This window comes from Amycolatopsis sp. lyj-84 (assembly GCF_046549075.1).
Classification (GTDB): Bacteria; Actinomycetota; Actinomycetes; order Mycobacteriales; family Pseudonocardiaceae; genus Amycolatopsis.
The window spans coordinates 183,339-206,423 of record NZ_JAJPWO010000015.1; the positions used below are offsets into that span (position 1 = coordinate 183,339).

The 23,085-nt window shown below is 68.9% G+C and carries 28 protein-coding genes; 26 read left to right on the forward strand and 2 right to left on the reverse strand.

Features of this window, described 5'->3' with window-relative positions; translation table 11 throughout:
* The first annotated feature begins 1 nt into the window (after position 1).
* From ACLJRM_RS35865 to ACLJRM_RS35945, 17 genes are all read left to right on the forward strand, one after another.
* A complete protein-coding gene (locus ACLJRM_RS35865) occupies positions 2-754 on the forward strand; it encodes a 16S rRNA (uracil(1498)-N(3))-methyltransferase (protein WP_410665603.1) in 753 nt (250 codons plus the stop codon).
* Between the two features lie 824 nt (positions 755-1,578).
* Positions 1,579-1,929 (forward strand): histidine triad nucleotide-binding protein, encoded by a 351-nt coding sequence (locus tag ACLJRM_RS35870; RefSeq protein WP_410665604.1) that lies wholly within the window; start codon positions 1,579-1,581, stop codon positions 1,927-1,929.
* Positions 1,930-2,043: 114 nt separating this feature from the next.
* Positions 2,044-3,147, forward strand: coding sequence for a PhoH family protein (locus tag ACLJRM_RS35875; protein ID WP_101606076.1), 1,104 nt, complete (start codon positions 2,044-2,046; stop codon positions 3,145-3,147).
* Positions 3,144-3,698 carry an rRNA maturation RNase YbeY gene (gene ybeY, locus ACLJRM_RS35880; protein ID WP_101606077.1) on the forward strand — a complete coding sequence of 185 codons (555 nt, stop codon included), beginning with the start codon at positions 3,144-3,146 and terminating at the stop codon, positions 3,696-3,698. The genes ACLJRM_RS35875 and ybeY overlap by 4 nt, the downstream gene beginning before the upstream one ends.
* Before the next feature lie 2 nt (positions 3,699-3,700).
* Positions 3,701-5,053 carry a hemolysin family protein gene (locus ACLJRM_RS35885; RefSeq protein ID WP_101606078.1) on the forward strand — a complete coding sequence of 451 codons (1,353 nt, stop codon included), beginning with the start codon at positions 3,701-3,703 and terminating at the stop codon, positions 5,051-5,053.
* Complete coding sequence (locus ACLJRM_RS35890; RefSeq protein WP_101606079.1) at positions 5,046-5,372, forward strand: cytidine deaminase; 327 nt, start codon at positions 5,046-5,048, stop codon at positions 5,370-5,372. Before ACLJRM_RS35885 ends, ACLJRM_RS35890 begins: the two co-directional genes overlap by 8 nt.
* Positions 5,372-6,271: a GTPase Era gene (gene era / locus ACLJRM_RS35895; protein WP_101606080.1), complete on the forward strand. Its 900-nt coding sequence runs from the start codon at positions 5,372-5,374 to the stop codon at positions 6,269-6,271. The genes ACLJRM_RS35890 and era overlap by 1 nt, the downstream gene beginning before the upstream one ends.
* 156 nt (positions 6,272-6,427) lie before the next feature.
* Positions 6,428-6,769 carry a CD225/dispanin family protein gene (locus tag ACLJRM_RS35900; RefSeq protein ID WP_101606081.1) on the forward strand — a complete coding sequence of 114 codons (342 nt, stop codon included), beginning with the start codon at positions 6,428-6,430 and terminating at the stop codon, positions 6,767-6,769.
* Positions 6,770-6,794: 25 nt separating this feature from the next.
* Entirely contained in the window at positions 6,795-7,145 is a 351-nt protein-coding gene (locus ACLJRM_RS35905) for a CD225/dispanin family protein (protein ID WP_101606082.1), read from the forward strand.
* A complete protein-coding gene (locus ACLJRM_RS35910) occupies positions 7,142-7,594 on the forward strand; it encodes a DUF2752 domain-containing protein (RefSeq protein ID WP_410665605.1) in 453 nt (150 codons plus the stop codon). The genes ACLJRM_RS35905 and ACLJRM_RS35910 overlap by 4 nt, the downstream gene beginning before the upstream one ends.
* Positions 7,595-7,741: 147 nt before the next feature.
* Positions 7,742-8,977 (forward strand): RDD family protein, encoded by a 1,236-nt coding sequence (locus ACLJRM_RS35915; protein WP_410665606.1) that lies wholly within the window; start codon positions 7,742-7,744, stop codon positions 8,975-8,977.
* 55 nt (positions 8,978-9,032) lie between these two features.
* Entirely contained in the window at positions 9,033-9,575 is a 543-nt protein-coding gene (locus ACLJRM_RS35920) for a CD225/dispanin family protein (RefSeq protein WP_410665607.1), read from the forward strand.
* 49 nt (positions 9,576-9,624) lie between these two features.
* Entirely contained in the window at positions 9,625-10,386 is a 762-nt protein-coding gene (gene recO, locus ACLJRM_RS35925) for a DNA repair protein RecO (protein ID WP_101606087.1), read from the forward strand.
* A gap of 39 nt (positions 10,387-10,425) precedes the next feature.
* Positions 10,426-11,247, forward strand: coding sequence for an isoprenyl transferase (locus ACLJRM_RS35930; protein WP_101606088.1), 822 nt, complete (start codon positions 10,426-10,428; stop codon positions 11,245-11,247).
* Positions 11,244-11,666, forward strand: a complete 423-nt coding sequence (locus tag ACLJRM_RS35935) for a hypothetical protein (RefSeq protein ID WP_101606089.1) — start codon at positions 11,244-11,246, stop codon at positions 11,664-11,666. The genes ACLJRM_RS35930 and ACLJRM_RS35935 overlap by 4 nt, the downstream gene beginning before the upstream one ends.
* Positions 11,667-11,703: 37 nt before the next feature.
* The gene (locus ACLJRM_RS35940; RefSeq protein ID WP_410665608.1) at positions 11,704-12,720 is read left to right on the forward strand and encodes a permease; all 1,017 of its coding nucleotides are present in this window, start codon (positions 11,704-11,706) and stop codon (positions 12,718-12,720) included.
* Entirely contained in the window at positions 12,717-13,442 is a 726-nt protein-coding gene (locus ACLJRM_RS35945) for a TIGR03943 family putative permease subunit (protein ID WP_410665609.1), read from the forward strand. Before ACLJRM_RS35940 ends, ACLJRM_RS35945 begins: the two co-directional genes overlap by 4 nt.
* 78 nt (positions 13,443-13,520) lie before the next feature.
* Here ACLJRM_RS35945 and ACLJRM_RS35950 read toward each other — a convergent pair whose 3' ends face one another.
* Both ACLJRM_RS35950 and ACLJRM_RS35955 read right to left on the reverse strand, forming a co-directional pair.
* The gene (locus ACLJRM_RS35950; RefSeq protein WP_101606092.1) at positions 13,521-13,934 is read right to left on the reverse strand and encodes a Fur family transcriptional regulator; all 414 of its coding nucleotides are present in this window, start codon (positions 13,932-13,934) and stop codon (positions 13,521-13,523) included.
* Between the two features lie 2 nt (positions 13,935-13,936).
* The gene (locus ACLJRM_RS35955; protein WP_101613013.1) at positions 13,937-14,320 is read right to left on the reverse strand and encodes an ArsR/SmtB family transcription factor; all 384 of its coding nucleotides are present in this window, start codon (positions 14,318-14,320) and stop codon (positions 13,937-13,939) included.
* 225 nt (positions 14,321-14,545) lie between these two features.
* Between ACLJRM_RS35955 and ACLJRM_RS35960 the strand changes: the two genes are divergently transcribed.
* The 9 genes from ACLJRM_RS35960 (at position 14,546) to ACLJRM_RS36000 (ending at position 23,067) form a co-directional block, all read left to right on the forward strand.
* The gene (locus ACLJRM_RS35960; RefSeq protein ID WP_410665610.1) at positions 14,546-15,616 is read left to right on the forward strand and encodes a hypothetical protein; all 1,071 of its coding nucleotides are present in this window, start codon (positions 14,546-14,548) and stop codon (positions 15,614-15,616) included.
* 7 nt (positions 15,617-15,623) lie between these two features.
* A complete protein-coding gene (locus ACLJRM_RS35965; RefSeq protein ID WP_410665611.1) occupies positions 15,624-16,259 on the forward strand; it encodes a class F sortase in 636 nt (211 codons plus the stop codon).
* Positions 16,260-16,346: 87 nt separating this feature from the next.
* Positions 16,347-17,009 (forward strand): class F sortase, encoded by a 663-nt coding sequence (locus ACLJRM_RS35970; protein ID WP_410665612.1) that lies wholly within the window; start codon positions 16,347-16,349, stop codon positions 17,007-17,009.
* A gap of 92 nt (positions 17,010-17,101) precedes the next feature.
* The gene (locus ACLJRM_RS35975) at positions 17,102-18,490 is read left to right on the forward strand and encodes a glycine--tRNA ligase (protein ID WP_101606096.1); all 1,389 of its coding nucleotides are present in this window, start codon (positions 17,102-17,104) and stop codon (positions 18,488-18,490) included.
* Positions 18,491-18,900: 410 nt separating this feature from the next.
* On the forward strand, positions 18,901-19,842 hold the full coding sequence (locus tag ACLJRM_RS35980) for an ABC transporter ATP-binding protein (RefSeq protein ID WP_410665613.1): 942 nt from the start codon (positions 18,901-18,903) through the stop codon (positions 19,840-19,842).
* Entirely contained in the window at positions 19,839-20,567 is a 729-nt protein-coding gene (locus ACLJRM_RS35985; RefSeq protein WP_101606097.1) for an ABC transporter permease, read from the forward strand. Before ACLJRM_RS35980 ends, ACLJRM_RS35985 begins: the two co-directional genes overlap by 4 nt.
* Positions 20,568-20,582: 15 nt before the next feature.
* Positions 20,583-21,779, forward strand: coding sequence for a sensor histidine kinase (locus ACLJRM_RS35990; protein WP_101606098.1), 1,197 nt, complete (start codon positions 20,583-20,585; stop codon positions 21,777-21,779).
* Positions 21,776-22,381 (forward strand): DNA-binding response regulator, encoded by a 606-nt coding sequence (locus ACLJRM_RS35995; RefSeq protein WP_101606099.1) that lies wholly within the window; start codon positions 21,776-21,778, stop codon positions 22,379-22,381. The genes ACLJRM_RS35990 and ACLJRM_RS35995 overlap by 4 nt, the downstream gene beginning before the upstream one ends.
* A 32-nt stretch (positions 22,382-22,413) precedes the next feature.
* Complete coding sequence (locus ACLJRM_RS36000) at positions 22,414-23,067, forward strand: YdcF family protein (RefSeq protein ID WP_101606100.1); 654 nt, start codon at positions 22,414-22,416, stop codon at positions 23,065-23,067.
* Positions 23,068-23,085 lie beyond the last annotated feature (18 nt).

Genomic DNA, 23,085 nt, shown 5'->3' on the forward strand with positions numbered 1-23,085 from the left:
CGTGCCCGAGACGACACTGCCGGTCTTCCTCACCGCCGCGCTGCCCGGTTCCGGGCGCACCACGCTCGACGGCGAGGAAGCCCGGCACGCCGCCACCGTCCGGCGGCTGCGCGTCGGCGAACGTCTCGTGCTTTCCGACGGCGAAGGCGGCATGGCGCGCTGTGTCGTCGAAGCCGTCCAAGCGGGCCGAGATGCGGCACTCACTCTCGCCATCGAAGAACACTGGATCGAAGAACCGCCCGCACTGCGCGTCATCGTCGCCCAGGCACTCGCCAAAGGCGACCGCGGCGAACTCGCCGTCGAACTCGCCACCGAAGCCGGCGCCGACGCGATCGTCCCGTGGCGCGCCGCCCGCAGCGTCGCCCGCTGGGAAGAAGGAACCCGCGGCGACAAAGCCCTCACCCGCTGGCGCGGCACCGCCCGCGCCGCCGCCAAACAAGCCCGCCGCGCCCACGTCCCCGAAGTCGCCGAACCCGCGAACACCCGCGAACTCGCCGAACTCGTCCAGACCGTTTCCCGCGCACTGGTCCTCGAATCCGGCATCACCACCCGGCTCACCGAGATCGAACTCCCGCCACAAGGCGACATCCTCCTCGTCGTCGGCCCCGAAGGCGGCATCACCGACGACGAACTCACCACCCTCACCGACGCCGGCGCGACCGCCATCCGGTTGGGCCCCACCGTTTTGCGCACCTCCACCGCGGCCGCCGTCGCGCTCGGCGCGCTGGGAGTTCTCACCGACCGCTGGACGTGAAAAAACACCCCACTAATTTGCGGCGAGTTATGGCGCGATCACGCAAACAGCCGTTACTCTCGTTAACTGACGCGCAACACACGGTTTCGGCGCGCCACTGGGGATGAAGCCCAGTCGCGCGCGTGAATCCCCGCCGGGCACCTCCCCCCTCGGTCCGGCGGAGCCGCGGCGACGGTGGAGCGACCCCCAGGCTCCACCGCGCCGCGGCGTCTTCATTTGGGGGCTTCGCATGTCGCTTCGCTCATGCTCTGTCCCAAATTTCGACGCCGCGGCGCGGTTCCGCGTGTTGACCCGGGGGGCCGAGCCCCCCGGACCCCCCACGGTGCGTCCGGCGGCGGTTGGCGGCCGGGAGACAGAGCAAAAGCGAAGCGTGCGTAGGTGGTGACGTGGCCGTCCTGTGCCGATGCTGGCGCGTTGTCGTGGGCTGGTGAGTGACGTGGCGTCCTGCGTCGATGCTGGCGCGTGTCGTGGGCTGGTGAGTGACGTGGCGTCCTGCGTCGATGCTGGCGCGTTGTCGTGGGCTGGTGAGTGACAAGGCCGTCCTGTGCCGATGCTGGCGCGTTGTCGTGGGCTGGTGAGTGACAAGGCCGTCCTGTGCCGATGCTGGCGCGTTGTCGTGGGCTGGTGAGTGACAAGGCTTTCGCAAGTAGCCCTCTAGTGGCGGTTGTTCTTCTGGTCGTGAAGGCCTCCTTGCCTACCTTGAAAGTAGTGAAGGGGTCCTTCGCTACTTTCGATGTGATCGCTGGTGACACTGAGGCGGCCGTGGCGTGGCGCCCGATCCCAAGTCGGGGCGGGGTGGGCCGGGTGGGGGATAGGGTGGGGCAATGAGTGACGCGGAGACGTTGTTCGAGCGGATCATCGCGGGGGAGATCCCGTCCGAAAAGGTGTACGAGGACGCGACGACGTATGCGTTTCGGGACATAGCGCCGCAGGCGCGGGTGCATGTGCTCGTGGTGCCGAAGAAGCGGTACCGGAACGTGGCCGAGCTGGCCGCGGCGGACCCGCAGGTGCTCGCCGACATCGCCTTGGCCGCCAAGAAGGTGGCGGAGCTCGAGGGGATCGACGGGTCCGGCTATCGGGTGGTGTTCAACACCGACGGTGACGCCGGGCAGACCGTCTTCCACGTGCACGCGCACGTGCTCGGTGGCGAGCAGCTGGGGCATTTCGGGCGCTGAGGCGCACGGCCTGCGGAAACCGGACTGCGTGCCGCCACCCGCAACCAGTAGCATCGACCTTGTCAGTGTCGTTGAAAATCGCAGCGTAAGCGCAGGAAGTAGGCCCGAGGCCACGTGGCCGGAACCGTACCGGGTGAAGCCGCCCGACCCGACGTCACAACGGACGTCACAGCGACGAAGGCCGACGAGGCCGCCGTCACCGAAGCGGCCCAGTCCCGATTCCCCATCCCCGACGCCGCCGCGCTCAGCCTGCTCGGCTCGAGGGACGAAAACCTCCGCGTCGCCGAAGAACTCCTCGCCGCCGACGTCCACGTCCGCGGCAACGAGGTCACCCTGACCGGCGCCCCCGCCGACGTCGCCTTCGCCGAGCGTGTCTTCGCCGAACTCGTGACCCTCGCCGGCCGCGGCCAGCAGGTCGATCCGGCCACCGTCCGCCGCACCGTCGGCATGCTCTCCACCGGTGACTCCGAGTCGCCGGCCGAAGTGCTGAGCATGAACATCATCTCCCGGCGCGGCAAGACGATCCGGCCCAAGACGCTCAACCAGAAGCGCTACGTCGACGCCATCGACAAGCACACCATCGTGTTCGGCATCGGCCCCGCCGGTACCGGCAAGACGTACCTCGCCATGGCCAAGGCCGTCCAGGCCCTGCAGGCCAAGCAGGTCAGCCGCATCGTGCTGACCCGGCCCGCGGTCGAAGCGGGCGAGCGCCTCGGCTACCTGCCGGGCACGCTCAACGAGAAGATCGACCCGTACCTGCGCCCGCTCTACGACGCGCTGCACGACATGGTCGAGCCCGAGTCGATCCCCCGGCTGATGCAGGCGGGCACCATCGAGATCGCGCCGCTCGCGTACATGCGCGGCCGCACCCTCAACGACGCCTTCATCATCCTCGACGAGGCGCAGAACACCACGCCGGAACAGATGAAGATGTTCCTCACCCGGCTCGGGTTCGGCGCCAAGATCGTCGTCACCGGCGACGTCACCCAGGTCGACCTCCCCAACGGCCAGAAGAGCGGCCTGCGGGTGGTCCGGGACATCCTCGAAGGCGTCGAGGACCTGCACTTCGCCCAGCTCACCAGCCAGGACGTCGTGCGGCACAAGCTCGTCGGCGACATCGTCGACGCGTACGAGAAGTGGCAGGCAGTGCAGGACAGCCAGGACCAGGGCAACAACCGGGGCCAGGGCAGCGGCTGGAAAGGGCAACGCCGTTCATGAGCATCGAGATCGCCAATGAATCGGGCGTGAACGTCGACGAGACGTCGATCGTGTCGGCCGCCCGCTTCGCGCTCGACAAGATGGAGGTCAGCCCGCTCGCCGAGCTGTCCATCCTGCTCGTCACCCTCGAGGTGATGGAAGACCTGCACGAGCGGTGGATGGACCTGCCGGGTCCCACCGACGTCATGGCCTTCCCGATGGACGAGCTCGACTCGTCGCGCCGCCCCGACGCGCCCGACGCCTCACCCGCACTGCTCGGTGACATCGTGCTCTGCCCGGCGTTCGCGAAGGACCAGGCCAAGACCGCCGGGCACGCGCTGATCGACGAGCTGCACCTGCTCACCACGCACGGGGTCCTGCACCTGCTCGGCTACGACCACGCCGAACCCGCCGAAGAACGCGAGATGTTCGGTCTGCAGAAGCGGATCCTCGGCGAGTTCCAGGCGGCCGTGGCCGCGGTGGACCGGCGCGACGCGCAGCGCACCGCGGACGACAGGCTCCTCGGCACGGCCGGTCTGGACACCGCGCCCGCCGACGAACCCCCCGCCTAGACATGGGCAGTCCGACCGCGCTGCTGGTCATCGCCATCGCGCTGATCCTGCTCGCCGGGGTGTTCGCGGCCGCCGACGCGGCCGTCAGCACGGTCTCCAAGGCCCGCGCCGACGGTCTCGTCCGGCTCGGGCGCCCCGGCGCGCGTCAGCTCGCGCTGGTCATCGCCGAACGCCGCCGCCACATCAACCTGATCCTGCTGCTGCGGATGACCTGCGAGCTGACGGCCACCGTGCTGGTCACCGTCGACATCCTCGGCTGGATCGAGCCGCTGTGGCTCGCCATCGTGGTCGCCGCCGGCGTGATGGTCGTGGTGAGCTACGTGCTCATCGGCGTCGGCCCGCGCACCCTCGGCCGCCAGCACCCGTACCGGATCGGCCTGGTCGTCGCGGGCCCGGTCCGGGTCCTCGGTTCGATCCTCGGCCCGCTCAGCAGGCTGCTGATCGTCCTCGGTAACGCCATCACCCCCGGCCGTGGCTTCCGCGAAGGCCCGTTCACCTCCGAAGTCGAACTGCGTGAACTGGTCGACCTCGCCCAGGAACGCGGCGTCGTCGAGGAATCCGAACGCGAAATGATCCACTCGGTGTTCGAACTCGGCGACACCGTCGCGCGCGAGGTGATGGTGCCGCGCACGGAGATCGTCTGGATCGAGCACGACAAGACCGTGCGCCAGGCGCTCGCGCTGGCGCTGCGCACCGGGTTCACCCGGCTGCCGGTGATCGGCGAATCCGTCGACGACATCGTCGGCGTGGTCAACATCAAGGACCTCATGCCCGCCTACATGGGCGAGGGCGGTCCGCAGCGCGTGGTCGAGGAGCTGATGAACCCGGCGAGCTTCGTGCCGGACTCGAAGCGGCTCGACGATCTGCTCAAGGAGATGCAGGTCTCGCACAACCACATGGCGATCGCCGTCGACGAGTACGGCGGCACCGCCGGCCTGCTCACCATCGAGGACGTCCTCGAGGAGATCGTCGGTGAGATCACCGACGAATCCGACACCGACGAACGCCCCGAGGTCGAGGAACTCGAAAGCGGCGCGGTCCGCGTCTCGTCCCGGCTCTCGATCGACGACCTGGGCGAACTGTTCGGGATCGACCTCGAAGACCACGACGTGGAGACCGTGGGCGGGCTGCTCGCCGAGCGACTGGGTAGGGTCCCGCTGCCGGGGGCCGAAGCCGAGGTCGCCGGACTTCGGCTGTTCGCCGAAGGCGGTAAGGACCGGCGCGGGCGGATGCGGATCACCACGGTGGTCGTCCATCCCGCCGACGCGACCGCGGTGACCGACCCTGCCCAGGGCAGGCGCCGCACGCGGGTCCCGCAGCCCGATGAAAGTGACAGGAGTGTCGAACATGCCTGAGCTGGACGCCGAGGACGAGAAGCTGGTGACCCTGGCCAGGTCCGCGCGAGCCCGCACCCAGGCCGAGGAAGGCGCCGCGCTGCGCGACACCGACGGCCGCACCTACGCGGCGAGCACGGTCGACCAGCCGTCGTTCAAGCTCACCGCGCTGCAGGCCGCCGTCGCCGCCGCCGTTTCGAGCGGAGCCGAAGGAATCGAGGCCGCCGTCGTGGTCACCGCGGAAGGCCTGCTCAAAGAGGCGTCCGTGCACGCGGTCCGCGACATCGCCGAAAAGGCGCCCATTTATCTCGCCGATCCCAGTGGCAAGGTGCTGAACTGATGGCCGAGCCGCACCGTTCCGGTTTCGCCTGTTTCGTCGGGCGCCCCAACGCGGGCAAATCCACGCTGACCAACGCGCTCGTCGGCAGCAAGGTGGCGATCACCTCCAGCAAACCGCAGACCACCCGGCACGCCATCCGCGGCATCGTCCACCGTGACGACGCCCAGCTGGTCATCATCGACACGCCGGGGCTGCACCGGCCGAGGACGCTGCTCGGCGAGCGGCTCAACGACATCGTCCACTCGACATGGTCCGAAGTGGACGTTGTCGGGCTTTGCGTGCCCGCCAACGAAAAGGTCGGTCCCGGTGACCGGTTCATCGCCGCCGAACTCAAGAAGATCGCCAAGCGCACCCCGGTGATCGGTGTCGTCACCAAGACGGATCTCGTGAAACCCGAACAGGTCGCCGAGCAGTTGCTCGCCCTGCAGGAGGTCATGGAGTTCGCCGAGCTCATCCCGGTGTCCGCTGTGGACGGTTTCCAGGTCGGCGCGATCGCGGACCTGCTGGTGCGCCACCTTCCCGAAGGCCCGCAGCTGTACCCGGGCGGGGAACTCACCGACGAGCCCGAGCAGACCCTGGTCGCCGAGCTGATCCGTGAGGCCGCGCTGGAGGGTGTCCGGGACGAACTCCCGCACTCGATCGCCGTCACCGTCGAGGAAATGCTGCCGCACGAGGGCAGGGACGACATGATCGACGTGCACGCGTTCCTCTATGTGGAACGACCCAGCCAGAAGGGCATCATCCTCGGGCACAAGGGTGAGCGTCTCAAGGACGTCGGCGCCCGCGCCCGGCAGCAGATCGAAGGACTCCTCGGGACGAAGGTCTACCTCGATCTGCACATCAAGGTCGCCAAAGAGTGGCAGCGCGACCCCCGTCAGTTGCGACGACTGGGCTTCTGACTGAACGGAATGTCTCGATTCGGTCGCGGAGACCGGTTGATGATGTGGAACCGGACGGGTGACCTTAGAGTCTCACTCCTCGACTCCGGTGATCGCTGATCGGGCGGCGGCGCGCGGGTCGATTTCCACATCTCATTCGTGAAGGGAAAGCGGTAAATGACCGACAACCAGGGCCTGCCCAACTACTCCGGCGACCCTCAGGGCGGTGGCGGCTTCAACAACCCCGGCCCGCCGCCCAACAACAACCTGGTGTGGGGGATCCTCACCACGATCCTGTGCTGCCTGCCCTTCGGAATCGTCTCGATCATCAAGGCGACCCAGGTGAACACGCTCTGGGCGCAGGGGCAGCCCGCCGCCGCGCAGGAATCCGCCGACGCCGCCAAGAAGTGGGCCATCATCGCCGCGATCGTCGGTGTCGTCCTCGGCATCCTGTACTTCGTCCTGGTGGTCGCTCTCGGCGTCTTCTCGACTTCGGTCGACATGAACAACTACCGCTGATAGCGGCTACCGAGGGGGAGACCTCATGACCGACCAGTACCCGAACTACCCGCCTCCGGGCGGGCCTCCACCGCAGCAGCCGTACTACGGCGGCGTGCCGAACTACGGTCCGCCGCCGGACAACAACCTGGTGTGGGCCATTCTCTGCACGGTGTTGTGCTGCCTGCCGCTGGGTATCGTGGCGATCGTGAAGTCGAGCCAGGTGCAGACGTTGTGGTCGCAGGGCTTCCACGCCGAAGCCCAGAAGGCCGCCGACGACGCGAAGAAGTGGTCGATGTGGGGAGCGATCGCCACCGGCGGTCTCTTCCTGTTGTACATCATCTTCGTCGTGGTGATGATCATCATCGGAGCGTCGGCGGGAAGCTTCACGCCGTGACGACGTCCGTCTACACGGGATTCCCGGCGCGCGGGTTCAAAGCACGGGCCCGCGCGCTGGGGCCGCCCCTGGCCATCGCCGCCGGCGCCGGTCTCGGCTGCGTCGCCCTCTGGCTGGGCGATCCCACCACGCCCGGCGGGCCGCTTCCGGTCTGTCCCACCAAGGCACTGCTGGGCATCTCGTGCCCAGGCTGCGGTGGCATGCGCATGGTCTACAGCGTGCTGCACGGCGACATCCCCGCCGCGCTGCACTACAACGCGGTGTCCTTTGTGGTCGTTCTGCTGCTCGTCTGGAGCACCGTCGCCTGGGCGGTCGGCAGGGTCCGCGGTCGTACGATGGACAGCTGGCTGCACTGGCGCTGGACGCCGCTCGCGTTCGGCGTCGTGTTCGTCGTCTGGTTCGTCATCCGTAACCTGCCCTTCGCCCCGTTCACCTCGCTCCACGTGTGAGTGCCGGGCCGGGACCCGGATCGTCGGTGGCACCGAGTACGCTCCCGCGCACCGGTCTGCTCGGCGTGTACCCATGCCGTACATTCAGCCCGGGTCGCCGCACGAGGCCCCGTGCGCCAGGGGCGAGGAACCAGCGAGGGGATTTCGATGACCACTCCCTACGGCCAGCAGCCGCCGGGACAGCAGCCGCCACCCGGGTCCGGGCCCCAGCCGGGGGACGGGCAGCAGCAGTCACCGCAGCCGCAGCAGCCGTTCGGACAGCCGTCGTCGGGGGAGCAGCCTTCACCTTTCGGGCAGCAGCCTCCCCAGGGTGATCAGCCTTCGCCGTTCGGGCAGCAGCCTCCCCAAGGTGACCAGCAGTCCCCGTTCGGGCAGCAGCAATCCTCGCCGTTCGGCCAGCAACAGCAGTCTCCGTTCGGGCAGCAGCCGCAGCAGCCTTTCGGCGCGCAGCAGCAGACGCCGTTCGGGCAGCAACCGCAGCAGTCTCCTTTCGGCCAGCCGCAGCCGGGCCAGCAGGCGCCGTTCGGTCAGGCCTCCCAGTTCGGTCCGCAGCAGGACTACGCCCACTGGGGCCTGCGGGCGGGCGCGACCCTCATCGACTTCGGGCCGATCGTCGTGCTCCCGATCATCGGTTCCATCATCTCCGCGACGGGGTCCTACACGGTCGGCATGATCATCGCCGGTCTCGGCTACCTCGCGGGACTCGGCTGGACCATCTACAACCGGTGGATCCAGATGGGGAACACGGGCCAGTCCCTCGGCAAGAAGGTCCTGAAGATCAAGCTCGTCCGCGAGGCCGACGGGCAGCCCATCGGCCCGTTGATGGCCTTCGTCCGGGACCTGTGCCACAACCTGGACGGCTGGGTCTGCGGCCTCGGTTACCTCTGGCCGCTGTGGGACCAGAAGAAGCAGACGTTCGCCGACAAGATCCTCAGCACCGTCGTCGTCCCCGGCGAGGCCACCGCGCCCGCGTCGGCGCCGTTCGGCCAGAGCCCGGGATTCCCCGCGCCGTCGCAGTCGTTCCCCGCGCAGCCTTCGCCGTTCGGTCAGCCGCAGCAGCCGTTCGGCGCGCAGCCCCAGCAGCCGCAGCCGGGCCAGTTCGGGCAGCAGCCCGCGCAGCCGTTCGGACAGCAGTCCTCTCAGCCGTCCCAGCCGTTCGGTCAGCAGCCGCAGGGAACCGCGGCACCGTCCCCGGAGTCCCAGCCCGGACCGGCTTTCGGCGAGGCCGAGCCCACCCAGGTGCTTCGTCCCGGTCAGCAGTCTCAGCAGGCGCCGTCCGGGTTCGACGAAGCCGAGCCGACGCAGAAGATCACGCCGGAGCAGCTGAGGCAGCAGCTGCCGGGGGCGGACGGGCCGAACGGGCCCGGAACGCCGCAGCAGTAACGGAACGACCGGCGGGATCCACCCGCCGGGAAGCACGACACAAATGGGGAACCCGATGACGAACCCGTACGGCCAGCAGCCTGGCTACGGCCAGCAGCAGCCCTATGGCCAGCAGCCTCAGCCCGGATACGGACCTCCGTCCGGCGCCACGCCCGCGCCGTACGGTCAGCCCTCCGGCGCCACCCCCGCGCCCTACGGTCAGCCGTCGGGGGCGAACCCGATGCCGTACGGCCAGCCCGCTCCCTATGGTCAGCCTTCGCCCTACGGCCAGCCCGCGCCTTACGGTGCCCCGGGTGGCATGCCCGGTGGCGGCGGTGACATCAACTCGATCCCCGACTACAAGGGCTGGGCGATCGGCTGCATCTTCCTCTGCTGGATCATCGCGATCTTCGCGATCATGAAGTCCAACGAGGTCAACACCTACAAGATGCAGGGCAACTACGCGGCCGCCGCGGACGCGTCGAGGTCGACGAAGACGATGTGCATGATCGCGTCGATCATCGGCGGGCTCGGCTGTCTCGTCGGCATCGTCATCTTCATCTTTTCGATCATCGCGGCTTCGACGGCGACCTACAGCTGCTACGGCAGCTACTGCTGATTCCGGGGCGCACCACCCCGATGTCGGTCCCAGGTGGGACGATGTCGGGGTGGTGAACCTCTATCGCGACACCGGAGTGGTGTTGCGGACGCACAAGCTGGGTGAGGCCGACCGGATCATCACCCTGCTCACGCGGCGGCACGGCAAGGTCCGTGCGGTCGCGAAAGGCGTGCGTCGGACGTCGTCGCGCTTCGGGGCCCGGTTGGAGCCGTTCGGGCACGTCGACGTCCAGTTCTACACCGGCCGCTCCCTCGACGTGATCACCCAGGTCGAGACGGTCGACGCCTTCGCGCTGCCGCTGGTGGCCGATTACCAGCGCTACACCGCCGCGAGCGCCATCGCCGAAACGGCGGACCGGCTCTCCGCCGAAGAGGGCGAGCCGGTGCTGAAGCTCTACATGCTCGTCGTCGGCGCCCTTCGGGCACTCGCGGGCGGCGAGCGGGACAGTTCCCTCGTGCTCGACGCCTTCTTCCTGCGGGCCATGGCCTACGCGGGATGGGCGCCCGCGATCACCGAATGCGCCCGGTGCGGCCTGCCGGGTCCGCACAAGGCGTTCAGCGTGTCCGCCGGCGGTTCGATGTGCCCGGATTGCCGGGTTCCCGGCTGTGTCCACCCCTCCCATGAGGTACTGACCCTGCTCGCGGCGCTCCTGCACGGGGAGTGGCCGGTGGCCGAAGCGTCGCAGCCGGTGCCGCGGCGGGACGCTTCCGGCCTGGTCGCGGCGCATCTGCAGTGGCATCTGGAGCGCCAGTTGCGCTCGCTGCCGCTGGTGGAGAGGCGTGCGCGGGAGGGCGTCACTCCGGCGCAGTAGGGTCGCAGGCACAGGTTCACTCGATCAGGAGGCTCGAAGGTGCTGCGCAGGGGACGCGAGAACAAGGCGTCGCAAATCGAGCTTCGCGCGCCGGAGCCGCATCCGTCCGGTGCCCGGCCGCCGGAGATCCCCCGGGAACTCCTCCCGAAGCATGTGGCGCTGGTGATGGACGGCAACGGCCGCTGGGCCAACCAGCGGGGACTGCCCCGGATCGAGGGCCACAAGCGCGGTGAAGCGGTGATGATCGACGTCGCCAGCGGTGCCGTGGAGCTCGGCGTCAAATGGCTGTCGGTGTACGCGTTCTCCACCGAGAACTGGAAGCGGAGCCCGGAAGAGGTCCGCTTCCTGATGGGCTTCAACCGCGACACCATCCGCCGCCAGGTCGACTACCTCGGCTCGATCGGCGTCCGCATCCGCTGGGCGGGCCGCCGCCCGAAGCTGTGGGCGAGCGTCATCAAGGAACTGCAGGTCGCCGAGGAGAAGACCAAGGACAACACGGCGCTGAACATGACCATGTGCGTCAACTACGGCGGCCGTGCCGAACTGGCCGACGCCATGCGCCGGGTCGCCCAGGACGTCGCCGACGGGAAGCTGAACCCGGACAAGGTCACCGAGAAGACCATCGGGAAGTACCTGTACCAGCCCGACATGCCGGACGTGGACCTGTTCCTGCGGCCGTCGGGGGAGCAGCGGACGTCGAACTTCCTGCTCTGGCAGTCGGCCTACGCCGAGATGGTCTACCAGGACACGCTCTTCCCGGACTTCGACCGCACCCACCTGTGGCGGGCGTGCCTCGAGTTCGCGAAACGGGACCGCCGCTTCGGCGGCGCCATCGACAAGGCTTCGGAAGGAACCTCATGACCACCGAAGCGGCGGACACGGCGGCCCTGCTCACCTCCGCGCGGGAAGCCCTCGAGCGCTATCTCGAAGTCCACGTCGACGACGACGGCGCGCTGACCTTCTCGCACGCGGACGTCCCCTGCGTCATCCAGGCGACCCGGCTGGCCGAAGGGCTGACAGTGCTGAGCCTGACCTGCGTGGTCGCCTGGGATCTGCCGGACGATCCGGCGATCGCGGTTTCGGCGGCGGAACGCGCCGGGCAGGGCCTGTTCGGGACGCTCGGGGTCGTGCGCTCGGAAAAGGGCATCGACATCACGCTGAGGTACGCGTTCCCGGCCGAGGGCATGGAGTCCTCGCCGCTCGGGACGCTGCTCATGCTGGTCATCTCGACCGCTTCGCAGCTGCGCACCGACCTGCTGGGCACCGCTCCCGGGGAGTGACCGCCGGGACACAGGGTCACCTGGCATCATCTCGCGCATGGAAACCATTTCCAGGAGCGCCCCGGAGAAGAAGCCGGCCCGGCGGTTCAAGATCACCTCGATCGAGGTGCTCTGCGCGATCCTGCTGATCGCGATCCTCGGGCAGAGCTGGCTCCAGCAGGTCTTCGACGTGCCCGCGCTGCGGACCGGCTCGACGGTGTTCGTCGCGGTGTGCGTGCAGGCGCTGCCGTTCCTGGTGCTCGGGGTGCTGATCAGCGGCGCGATCGCGGCGTTCGTCCCCGCGCGGGTGCTGGAGAAGGTGCTTCCCCAGCGAGCCGGTGCGGCGGTCGGCGTCGCGGGGCTGGCCGGGGTCGCCCTGCCGGGCTGTGAATGCGCGTCGGTGCCTGTCGCGCGGCGGCTGATCGGGCAGGGCGTCGCGCCCGCGGCCGCGCTGACGTTCCTGCTGGCCGCGCCCGCGGTGAACCCGGTGGTGCTGGTCGCCACGGCGGTGGCGTTCCCCGGGAACCCGGAGATGGTGTTCGCCCGGTTCGCCGGTTCGCTCGCCACGGCGATGGTGATGGGCTGGCTGTGGGCGAAGTGGGGCAAGCTCGACTGGATCGCGGAACGGGCGCTGCGTCGGCTGCCGGAGGTCCAGCACGGTTCGCGCTGGAAGACCTTCGCCGAGACCGCGCGCGGTGATCTGGTCGAGGCGGGCGGTTTCCTCGTGCTCGGCGCGATGATCGCGGCCACGATGAACGTGCTGGTGCCCGCCAAGTGGTTCGGCGTGCTGGGGGAGCAGATCGTGCTCGGGGTGCTGGTGATGGCCGTGCTCGCCGTCGTCCTGGCCCTGTGCAGTGAGGCGGACGCCTTCGTCGCCGCGTCGCTGACCGCGATGCCGCTGCTGCCGAAACTGGTCTTCCTGGTGGTCGGGCCCGCGATCGACGTGAAACTGTTCGCCTTGCAGACCGGCACCTTCGGCAAATCCTTCGCGCTGCGGTTCGCGCCGGTGACGTTCGTCGTCGCGCTGTCCTGCGCCGTGGTCTCGGGCGTGCTCATCCTCGGAGGTGGCGTGTGAAACGCGAGACCCAGAACATCCTGCTGATCCTGCTCGGCGGGGCGCTGCTCAAGATCACCGTCAACGGCGACTACCTGCGCTACGTCAAACCCGCGCAGCAGCCGTGGATCATCGCGGGCGGCGCGGTGATGGTCGCGCTGGGCGCGGTCGCGATCGTCCGCGACCTGCTGGCCGCCCGGGCCGCCGCCGCTGTCTCAGGGGATGTCCACGCGCACGACCACAACACGCGTTCGGCCTGGCTGCTGATGGTGCCGGTGCTGGCCGTCTTCCTGGTCGCGCCGCCCGCGCTGGGCGCCGACTCGGTGACCAGGACCGAGGCCAGGGCGCCGCAGAGCGCGTCGGCGAGCAACGCGGCCGCCTTCCCGCCCCTGCCCGCGGGCGACGTGGTGCCGCTGGAGGTCAACGAGTTCGTCAGCCGCGCGGGCTGGGACAAGAGCGGGTCCCTGAACGGGCGCACGGTGCGGCTGTCCGGGTTCGTCGTGCACAACGAAGGCAACACGATGCTGGCCAGGCTGGTCATCGGCTGCTGCGCGGCCGACGCCTTCCCGATCACGGTGCGGCTGGTGGGCGACGGCGTTTCTGGGTTCGGCAACGACACCTGGCTGGAGGTGACCGGCGTCGTCGTCCCGGGGACGGCCGTGCGGGAGAACAGCTACATGCCGGACTTGACGCTCACTTCGGTGCGGCAGGTTCCGGAGCCGAAGGATCCTTACGAGTACTGACCCGATGCGCCAGCGTGCAATGAAGGGGACTTTCATTGCAAAATTTGCAATGAAAGTCCCCTTCATTGCACGGGCGCGTCAGTGATTCGAGCAGGTCCCGACGATCTCCACGGTGTGGCTGATGTCGGAGAAGCCGTGCTCCGAGGCGATCTTCTCGGCCCAGCGTTCGACCGCGGGGCCCTCCACCTCGACGGTGCTGCCGCAGAGACGGCACACCAGGTGATGGTGGTGGTGCGACGAGCAGCGCCGGTAGATGGCCTCGCCGGTGTCGGTGCGCAGGACGTCGATCTCGCCGGCCTCCGACAGTGACTGCAGGGTCCGGTACACCGTGGTGAGCCCGATACCGTCGCCGCGTTTGCGCAGCTCGTCGTGCAGTTCCTGGGCGGAACGGAAGTCGTCGATCGCCTTGAGCAGCTCGACCACGGCGGCCCGCTGTTTCGTCGACCGGCGTCCCGGTACCGGCGCGGAACTGTTGGCCGTCGTGGGACTCATGCTCACTTCCCCTCCTGAACGTGGGCTACGGCGTCCACCACGATATGCGCAAGGTGATCGTCGACCAGTCGGTACACCACCTCACGGCCGCGCCGCTCACCCTGTACGACGCCCGCCGTCTTGAGCACCCGGAGGTGCTGGCTGATCAGCGGCTGCGCGACATCGAGCGTGTCCACAAGTTCGTGTACGCACCTGTCCGCGTTACGCAGCTGCAGGACGATGGCGATGCGCACGGGCGCGGCGAGCGCCCTGAGCAGGTCGCCGGCGTCCGCGAGGGCGGCGGCCGAGGCCGACGCCGCGGGCTCTGCGGGGGGCCGGGCCGTCGAATGCGGGCCGGGGTCTTCCGTGAAGCCCGGGGCGGCAGAGTCCGGGGTCACCGTAGCCATGGCCGCCTCCAAGTTCATCATGATTTCCGAAGTCATTGCCAGTAACAGTCCAGCCCATCTTAGTGTTCCCGTCCCGCGTGGTCTGTTCGCCGAGCGGTCGACCACTTGGCGGCGCCGTTACTGCTCCTTTCGGGTGACTTCGCAAAGAAATGACCATTCCACTTCGCATGTGGTCGCTAACGGTGCAAGGTTGTCGCGAGGGTCAGAGGGAGGCAGTGGGGAGACATGACTCGTTTCGTGACGAAGCTGGCCGCCGCGACGGCGGCCGTCGCCTTGGCGTCGGTTCCGGGGCCGGCCTCGGCACAGACGACGCAGGCCGTGGATGAGAAGACCGGCCCCGTGTCGTTCGCGAACGTGGCGTCGGTGCGCATCGGGAACCCGGGATCGCTGATCACCGAGACCCAGCGCTCGCCGCTGTCGCCCGGACAGTCGAAACTCTCCCCTGACCGCACCGTCGTCCCTCGTGACGACGGCGAGCGGAACACCTTCGGCGACAAATGGGACATCAACCTGGGCCGCTACGGTGCGCAGAGCCCGTACCCGGCCGGGATCGCCAGCCGTGACCACAACGTTCTCGCCGCCCTGCAGCAGACCACCGTCCCGACCGCGAGCGCGGAGAGCAACTACGCGCTGATCGACAACGGGCACGGCGGCACGAAGCCCGCCGACAACACGGTGCTGGTGCTCGAAGGCGCGAAGAGCGCGGTCAACTGCGCCGCGCCGGGCAAAACGACGTCGTCGACCAGCGTGGGCAAGATCTGGGTGCGGGACGAGACCGGCGCGCTCAAGCAGTCCGGGGCTTCGGGTGTCGACGTCAAGGGACTCAAGCTCGGGCCGCCGTCGTTCGTCAAGAACGAGAACCTCAGCAAGGACAAGACGACCTCCGACCTGACCGTGTCCCGGGTGACCGCCTTCGACCAGCTCATCCGGCAGAGCGGCTGGCGCGACGGCGACGTGACCGCGGTGGCGGGCTGGAAGCTGGACATCGTCACGCACGTGCGCGACGCGGCGAACAAGGACCTGCGCGAGGCCCGCACGACGATCGTCCTCGGCGGCGTGAGCTGCGCGATCCCGAAGAACTTCGTGGCGAAGCCCGCCGGTGGCACCGGGCCGGGCGCGGCCCCCGAACAGCCCGCGGTGCCGGGGACGGTGCCCGCAGGCGGTATCCCGCCGCAGGCCGACGGCTCGACGCGGACCGTGGTCGGGCTCGGGCTGCTGGGCGGCGGCATCCTGATCGGCGCCGCGGCCATGCTGCTGCACCGCCGTCGCAAGCCCGTCCCGGCGCGGGAGAAGTAGCGGTCCCGTGCGGACCTGGCTGGCGGGACTCTCCGCCGTCGTCTCCGCGCTCGCCATTTCCGCGGGCGTCGTCGTGCTGACCTGGATCCCGCCGGAGTCGGCGGTCCCGGTCCCGGTCGCGGAACCCGCGGTCATGCCGGGGGAGGACGGCGCTCCCTTGGTACTGCCCGCCGACACCTCGAAACGCGGGCAGCGGCCCGGCACCATCCGCCTGCCCGAAGGCGGCTCGGCGAAGCTCGTCCGCTCCGAGGTCAACGCCGACGGCGTCCTCCCGATCCCGCGCGGTCTCGGCGACGCGGCGTGGTGGGGCGCCCGGCTCGGCGCCGAAGCCGGTACGGCGCTGATCTCCGGGCACGTCAACTGGAGCGGCGCCAAAGGCCCGTTCGACGAGCTGTGGCGGATGCGGGAAGGCCAGGAAGTGGCCGTCAGCGACGCGGCGGGCGGGGTCTGGGTCTATCGCGTGCGCGAGGTCGTCACGGTGCACAAGAACGATCTGCCCGCGCAGGCGGCGAAACTCTTCGCCCAGAGCGGGCCGCACCGGCTGGTGCTGGTCACCTGCGGCGGTGACTACCTCGGCGGGACCGACGGCTACCGGGACAACCGGGTCATCGTCGCGACCCCCGTTTCCGGGCCGCCCGCCTGAAGTCGATGCAACCCGCGTCGGCTCGCGTCGCGTGTCTAGCGACACCGGCCGCTCCGGCGGCTTGACGCGAGCAAGGAGTAATACCCGATGGTGGGACAGTTCGACGACGGCGCGGTGGGCGGAGAGCAGCCGAAGAAACGCCCCGGCCTGCGATGGATCCTCGCCGGCGCCGCGGTTTTCGTGGTGGCGGCCGTGATCGCGGTGCTCGTGTTCACCGGAAGGAGTGAGCCGGTCGTCGCGGCGGCCCAGGACGCGGCGAACACGTCGGCGGTGCAGACGGCCGAGGTCGCCGCGGACACGGGCCAGGCACCCGGAACGGTCAAACTGCCCGGTGGCGGCACGGCGAAACTGATCCGCAAGGAACTGACTTCCGACGGGACCCTCCCCATCCCCGAGGGTCTCGACGAAGCCACCTGGTGGGGCTCGAAACTGGGCGCCGACCAGGGCGCGTCCCTGCTTTCCGGGCACGTGAACTGGAAGGGCAAGAAGGGCCCGTTCGACGAACTGTGGCGGCTCAAGACCGGGCAAGAGGTCAACGTCGTCGACACCGACGGCGGCAAGTGGGTCTACAAGATCGGCGAGATCGTCACCGTGCACAAGACGAAGCTGGCCGAGCAGTCGGAGAAGCTGTTCGGGCCGGACGGTCCGCACCGGCTGGTGCTGGTCACGTGCGGTGGCGAGTACGTCGGCGGGACCGACGGCTACGAGGACAACCGCATCGTCACCGCCTCGTTGGTCAGCCGGCCCTGAGCCGTTCCAACCTCGCCGGAGGTCGTGCGGGGTCCTGCGGTTAGTCTTGTCGTTCCAAGTCCTAACCGTCCCCGCATGCTTCGGAGCGTGGAGTGCCCGCGAACACCATTGAGACCGTCGTCAGCCTGTGTAAGCGTCGAGGCTTCGTTTTCCCGTGTGGAGAGATCTACGGCGGTACCAAGTCGGCGTGGGACTACGGTCCGCTCGGGGTCGAACTCAAGGACAACATCAAGCGCCAGTGGTGGAAGACCGTCGTGCAGAGCCGGGACGACGTCGTCGGCCTCGACTCCTCGGTGATCCTGCCCCGCCAGGTCTGGAGCGCGTCGGGTCACCTCGACGTCTTCACCGACCCGCTGATCGAATGTCTCTCCTGTCACAAGCGTTTCCGCGCCGACCAGCTGGCGGAGGACTTCTCCGCGCGTACGGGCAAGGAGGTGACCGAGGACGACCTGTCCGAGGTCCCGTGCCCGAACTGCGGCAACCGGGGCGAATACACCGCGCCGCGTGACTTCAACATGATGCTGAAGACCTACCTCGGCCCGGTCGAGTCCGAGGAGGGCGTGCACTACCTCCGTCCGGAGACCGCGCAGGGCATCTTCATCAACTTCCTCAACGTGCAGACCACCGCGCGGAAGAAGCCGCCGTTCGGCATCGGCCAGATCGGCAAGTCGTTCCGGAACGAGATCACCCCGGGCAACTTCATCTTCCGCACGCGTGAGTTCGAGCAGATGGAGATGGAGTTCTTCGTCGAGCCGGGTGAGGACGAGACCTGGCACCAGTACTGGATCGACGCGCGCACCGACTGGTACAAGGACCTCGGCATCAAGCCGGAGAACCTGCGCCTTTACGAGCACCCGAAGGAAAAGCTCTCCCACTACTCGAAGCGCACCGTCGACATCGAGTACCGGTTCGCGTTCAACGCGGGCCAGGAGTGGGGCGAGCTCGAGGGCATCGCGAACCGCACCGACTACGACCTGACGACGCACTCGAACCACTCCGGCGTCGACCTGTCGTTCTTCGACCAGGCTTCGAAGCAGCGGTTCCGCCCGTTCGTCATCGAACCCGCGGCCGGTGTCGGCCGTTCGATGATGGCGTTCCTGGTCGACGCGTACCACGAGGACGAGGTCCCCAACGCCAAGGGCGGCGTCGACAAGCGCGCCGTGCTGAAGCTGGACTACCGGCTCGCGCCGTTCAAGGTCGCCGTGCTGCCGTTGTCCCGCAACGCCGATCTCACGCCCAAGGCGCGCGACGTCGCGGCGATGCTGCGCAAGCACTGGAACGCCGACTTCGACGACGCCGGCTCGATCGGCAAGCGCTACCGGCGCCAGGAAGAGATCGGGACGCCGTTCTGCGTCACCGTCGACTTCGACACGCTCGACGACCTCGCGGTGACCGTGCGGGAGCGCGACACCATGGCGCAGGAGCGGGTCGCGATCGACAAGCTCGAGTCGTACCTGGCGGCCCGGCTGATCGGCTGCTGACGGCCCACTCCGCTCCGGCACCCTTGGTCGCCTGAAGTACGTGAAGGACCCCTTCCTTGCGCCTAACGCAAGGAAGGGGTCCTTCACGTACTGAAAGGAGTGAAGGTCGCGTTTCCTCGGCTGAGCCGAGGGAAGGGGTCTTTCACACGCCGCCTCTGTGGCTGCTGAAGCACCTGGGGCGGACGTGGCGATTGCCGACTCCGTGAAGGCCTCCTTCCCTACTCTGAAGGTAGTGAAGGAGGCCTTCACGTACTCGGGAAAGGAGTGAAGGTCGCGTTCCTCCCACTCCACTGCCGCCACACCTAGCGTCCCTGGACGGCGCACACAGCGCGCCACCCCTGACAACTGTCACCCCCAGGTCGTGACGCGCGGCCCACGGACGAGACGCCTGAGCGCGACAAGCTCTAGGCATGCGAGAACAAGACATCACCGCGGGGGCGGCGGTACGGCTTTCCGGCCTGCGTAAGCACTATGGCGACGTCCATGCCGTCGACGGCGTGGACCTCACGATCGCGCCGGGCGAGGTGGTCGCGCTCCTCGGCCCCAACGGCGCGGGCAAGTCCACCACGGTCGACATGATCCTGGGCCTCACCGTGCCCGACAGCGGCACCGTGACCGTCTTCGGGCGTGAGCCGGGCGACGCGGTCGGCGACGGGATGATCGGCGCGATGCTGCAGGGCGGCGCGCTCGTCGAGGATCTGACGGTCGCCGAGACCGTCGGCATGGTCGCCGCGTTGCACCGCAAGCCGATGCCCGTGCGCGAGGCGTTGCGCCGTGCCGGGATCGAGGACATCGCGAACCGGCGGTCCACCAGGCTTTCCGGTGGGCAGAAGCAGCGCGTGCGGTTCGCGGTCGCGCTGGTCAGCGATCCCGACCTGCTGATCCTCGACGAGCCGACCGCCGCGATGGACGTCGGCACGCGCCGCGAGTTCTGGAAGTCCATGTACGAGTACACGAACTCCGGTCGCACGGTGCTGTTCGCGACCCACTATCTCGAAGAGGCCGAAGAGTTCGCCGACCGTGTCGTGCTGATGCGGTCGGGACGGGTCGTCGCGGACGGTTCGGTCGCGCAGGTCCGTGCGCTGGCAGGGGGACGCACGGTCCGCGCGGTGGTGCCCGCGGCGGCGGAGCCGGTGATCGCGGGGCTGCCCGCGGTCACCGGTTTCGAGCTCCGCGGTGGCCGCGCCGCCATCTCCACTTCCGATTCCGACGCGACGCTGCGGGCGCTGCTGACCCGCGTGCCCGAAGCGCACGACATCGAGATCAGCGCCATCGGCCTCGAAGGCGCCTTCCTTTCCCTGACGACCGACTCGACCGACTCGACCGACAAGACCGAGGAACCCGTCCGATGAACCCGACCTTTCTCAAGACCGAGATCGTCCGCACCTTCCGTTCGACGCGGTTCGTGCTCTTCGCCGTCGCCTTCCCGGTGCTGATGTTCCTGTTGCAGGCCAACGTTTTCGGCTCCGCCGACGTGAACATCTCCGGGGTGATCATGGTCAACATGATGGCCTTCGGCACCTTCTCCGCCGCGATGACGAGCGGCGCGAAACTGGCCATCGAGCGGTCCACGGGCTGGCAGCGTCAGCTGCGGCTGACCCCGCTGACCGGCACCGGCTACCTCGGCGGCAAGGCGCTGTCGGCGATGCTCGTCGCGCTTCCGTCCTTGCTCCTCGTTCCGCTGGTCGGCGTCCTGGTCCAGGGTGTCCACCTCGACGCCGCGGGCTGGCTGCGGCTGGTGCTGGGCATCTGGCTCGGCGCGATCCCGCTGGTCCTGCTCGGGCTGCTGCTGGGCCAGTTCGGCACGCCGGAGTCGATGCAGCCGATGAACATGATCGTGATGATGGGCATGGGTTTCCTCGGCGGCATGTGGATCCCGATCGACGGGATGCCGTCGTGGATGGCCGACCTCGCCCAGGCGACGCCCACGTACTGGCTGATCCAGCTGGTCCGCCCGGTCGTCACCGACCATCTCACGGTGAGCTTCACGGCGGCGCTCGGTGTGCTGGCGGCGTGGACCTTGGTCCTCGGGGCGCTGGTGATCAGGCGTTACCGTAAGGACAGTGCGCGGGTCTGAGAAAAGGGTGAACCGGTGAGCGACTACCCGGGCAGGGTTACGACGGGCTTGAACAGCCGTGAGAACTGGTGGTCGGACATGCCGCCGAGGACCGGGAGGGGGCCCCGGCCGGGGCGGTGGGCGATCCTCGGCATCGCCTTCATCCTGCCGAGTTTCGTCCCGGCCGCGGTCGAGCTGTTCACCGACGGGGCGACGGGGAAAGAGCTGGTGATCATCGCTCTCCTGGTCGTGTACGGCGCCTGCTACGTGCTGTTCCCGCTCAGCCTGCGGCCTTCCCTGCGGAAGACGACCTACACCTTCTCGGTGCTGATGCTGCTCATCGGCCTGGTCCTGGTCTTCCTGCACGACAACAACCCGTACATCCTGATCTACGCGACGGCGGTGCTGTCCTTCACCTTGCCTCCGGCGTGGGCGGTGATCCTGGACGGTGGCGCCCTCCTGGTGGTGCTGGGCGTGCACCTGGCCATCGGGAAGGACGACTTCGGCGATCTGGTGGCGGTCACCTCGATCACGGCGGCGATGTTCTTCATGGCGAACCTGGTCCGCGCGGTGCGGAAGCTGGAGGCGGCGAACCGGGAGATCGCGACGCTCGCGGTGGCGGGCGAACGGGAGCGCCTGGCCAGGGACCTGCACGACATCCTCGGCCACAGCCTCACCACCATCACGGTCAAGGCCGGGCTCGCCCGCCGGATCCTGGAGAGCGGCAAGGACGACAGCCGCGCGCTGCAGGAGATCAGCGAGGTCGAGAGCCTGACCCGCAGCGCCCTCTCGGACATCCGCGCCACGGTCTCCGAATATCGCGAGGTGTCGCTGTCGGCGGAGATCGCCGGGGCGCGGGCGGCGCTGAGGGCCGCCGAGATCGACGCGGATCTGCCGCACGCGGTGGACAACGTCGATCCCGCCCTGCAGCGGACCTTCGGCTACGTGCTGCGGGAGGCGGTCACCAACGTGCTCCGGCATTCCGGGGCGAAGCGGGTGAAGGTCCGCTTCGGCAAGACCTGGCTGGAAGTCGAGGACGACGGCGACGGCGGCGAGGTGACGGCGGGGAACGGCCTGCGCGGGCTCACCGAAAGGCTGGCCGCGGTCGGTGGGACCTTGACCGCGACGGCGCCTTCTGCGGGAGGATGGCTCGTCCGCGCGGAGGTACCGGAATCCGCCGTGCGGAGCGGTGCGCGTGCGCCGCTCACCGAACCCGCTGGAGGCTGCGCGTGATCCGGGTCCTGCTCGCCGACGACCAGGCCATGGTGCGAGGGGCACTGGCCACCGTCCTCGGTCTCGAATCCGACATCGAGGTGGTCGCGCAGATCGGCTCGGGGGACGAAGTGCTCGCCAAGGCGAAGGAAACGACGCCGGACGTCGCGCTGCTCGACGTCCAGATGCCGGGAAAGGACGGCCTCGAAGCCGCCTCCGAGCTGCACGGCGCGCTGCCGTCGTGCCGGATCATCATCTGCACCACCTTCGGCAGACCCGGCTATCTCGCGCGGGCGATGGCGGCGGGCGCCGCGGGATTCGTGGTCAAGGACGCCCCGCCGGAGCAGCTCGTCGACGCCGTTCGCAGGGTCCACAGTGGACTCAAGGTGGTCGATCCGGCGCTCGCCGCCGAGTCGCTCGCCACCGGCGCGAGCCCGCTCACCGGACGCGAGCGCGACGTCCTCAAAGCGGCCGGGGACGGCAGCACGGTGGCCGACATCGCCCGGGCGCTGCACCTTTCCGAAGGCACCGTGCGCAACCATCTTTCGGCCGCGATGGGCAAGACCGGGGCGAGGACGAGGGCCGAGGCGGTGCGGCTCGCGGAAGAGCACGGCTGGCTCTGAGATCGTCTCGCCGCTCTGCGAGAATCACCCCCGTGAGTACCGCCGAACGGACCAAGCCCACTCGCGCGAACTGGGTGCGCCGGACCGTGGCGGGGTTCCTGCTGATCGTCGTCGCGGTCATCGGCGGGACCGCGTTCCGGGTCTGGCAGGTCGCGCGGGAGGACGTGCGCGATCAGGCCGACGTCATCGTGGTGCTCGGCGCGGCCCAGTACAACGGCAGGCCGTCGGGGATCTTCGAGTCCCGGCTGGCCAAGGCGAAGACGCTGTACGACCAGGGCGTCGCCAAGACGATCGTCACCGCGGGCGGCAAGAAGGCCGACGACAACTACACCGAGGCACAGGCCGGCGCGCAGTGGCTGCGCAAACGTGGCGTGCCCGTCTCCGCGACACTGCCGGTCGGTGAGGGCAGCGACACCCTGCGCAGCCTGCGCGCCGTCGCCGAGCAGGTGCAGAAACGGGGCTGGAAGACCGCGGTGCTGGTCAGCGACCCGTGGCACTCCTTCCGCGCCCGGATCATGGCCGACGACGTCGGCCTGGAGACGTGGACCTCGCCCACCCATCGCGGCCCGGTGGTGCAGACCCGCGAGACGCAGGCGCGCTACATCGTCCGCGAGACGGGCGCGCTGCTTTATTATCGGCTCACGAAGTCCCCGGCGGACACTCTGTTCGGTACCGGCGAGGTCTGACGCGGCGATAAGTGTCGG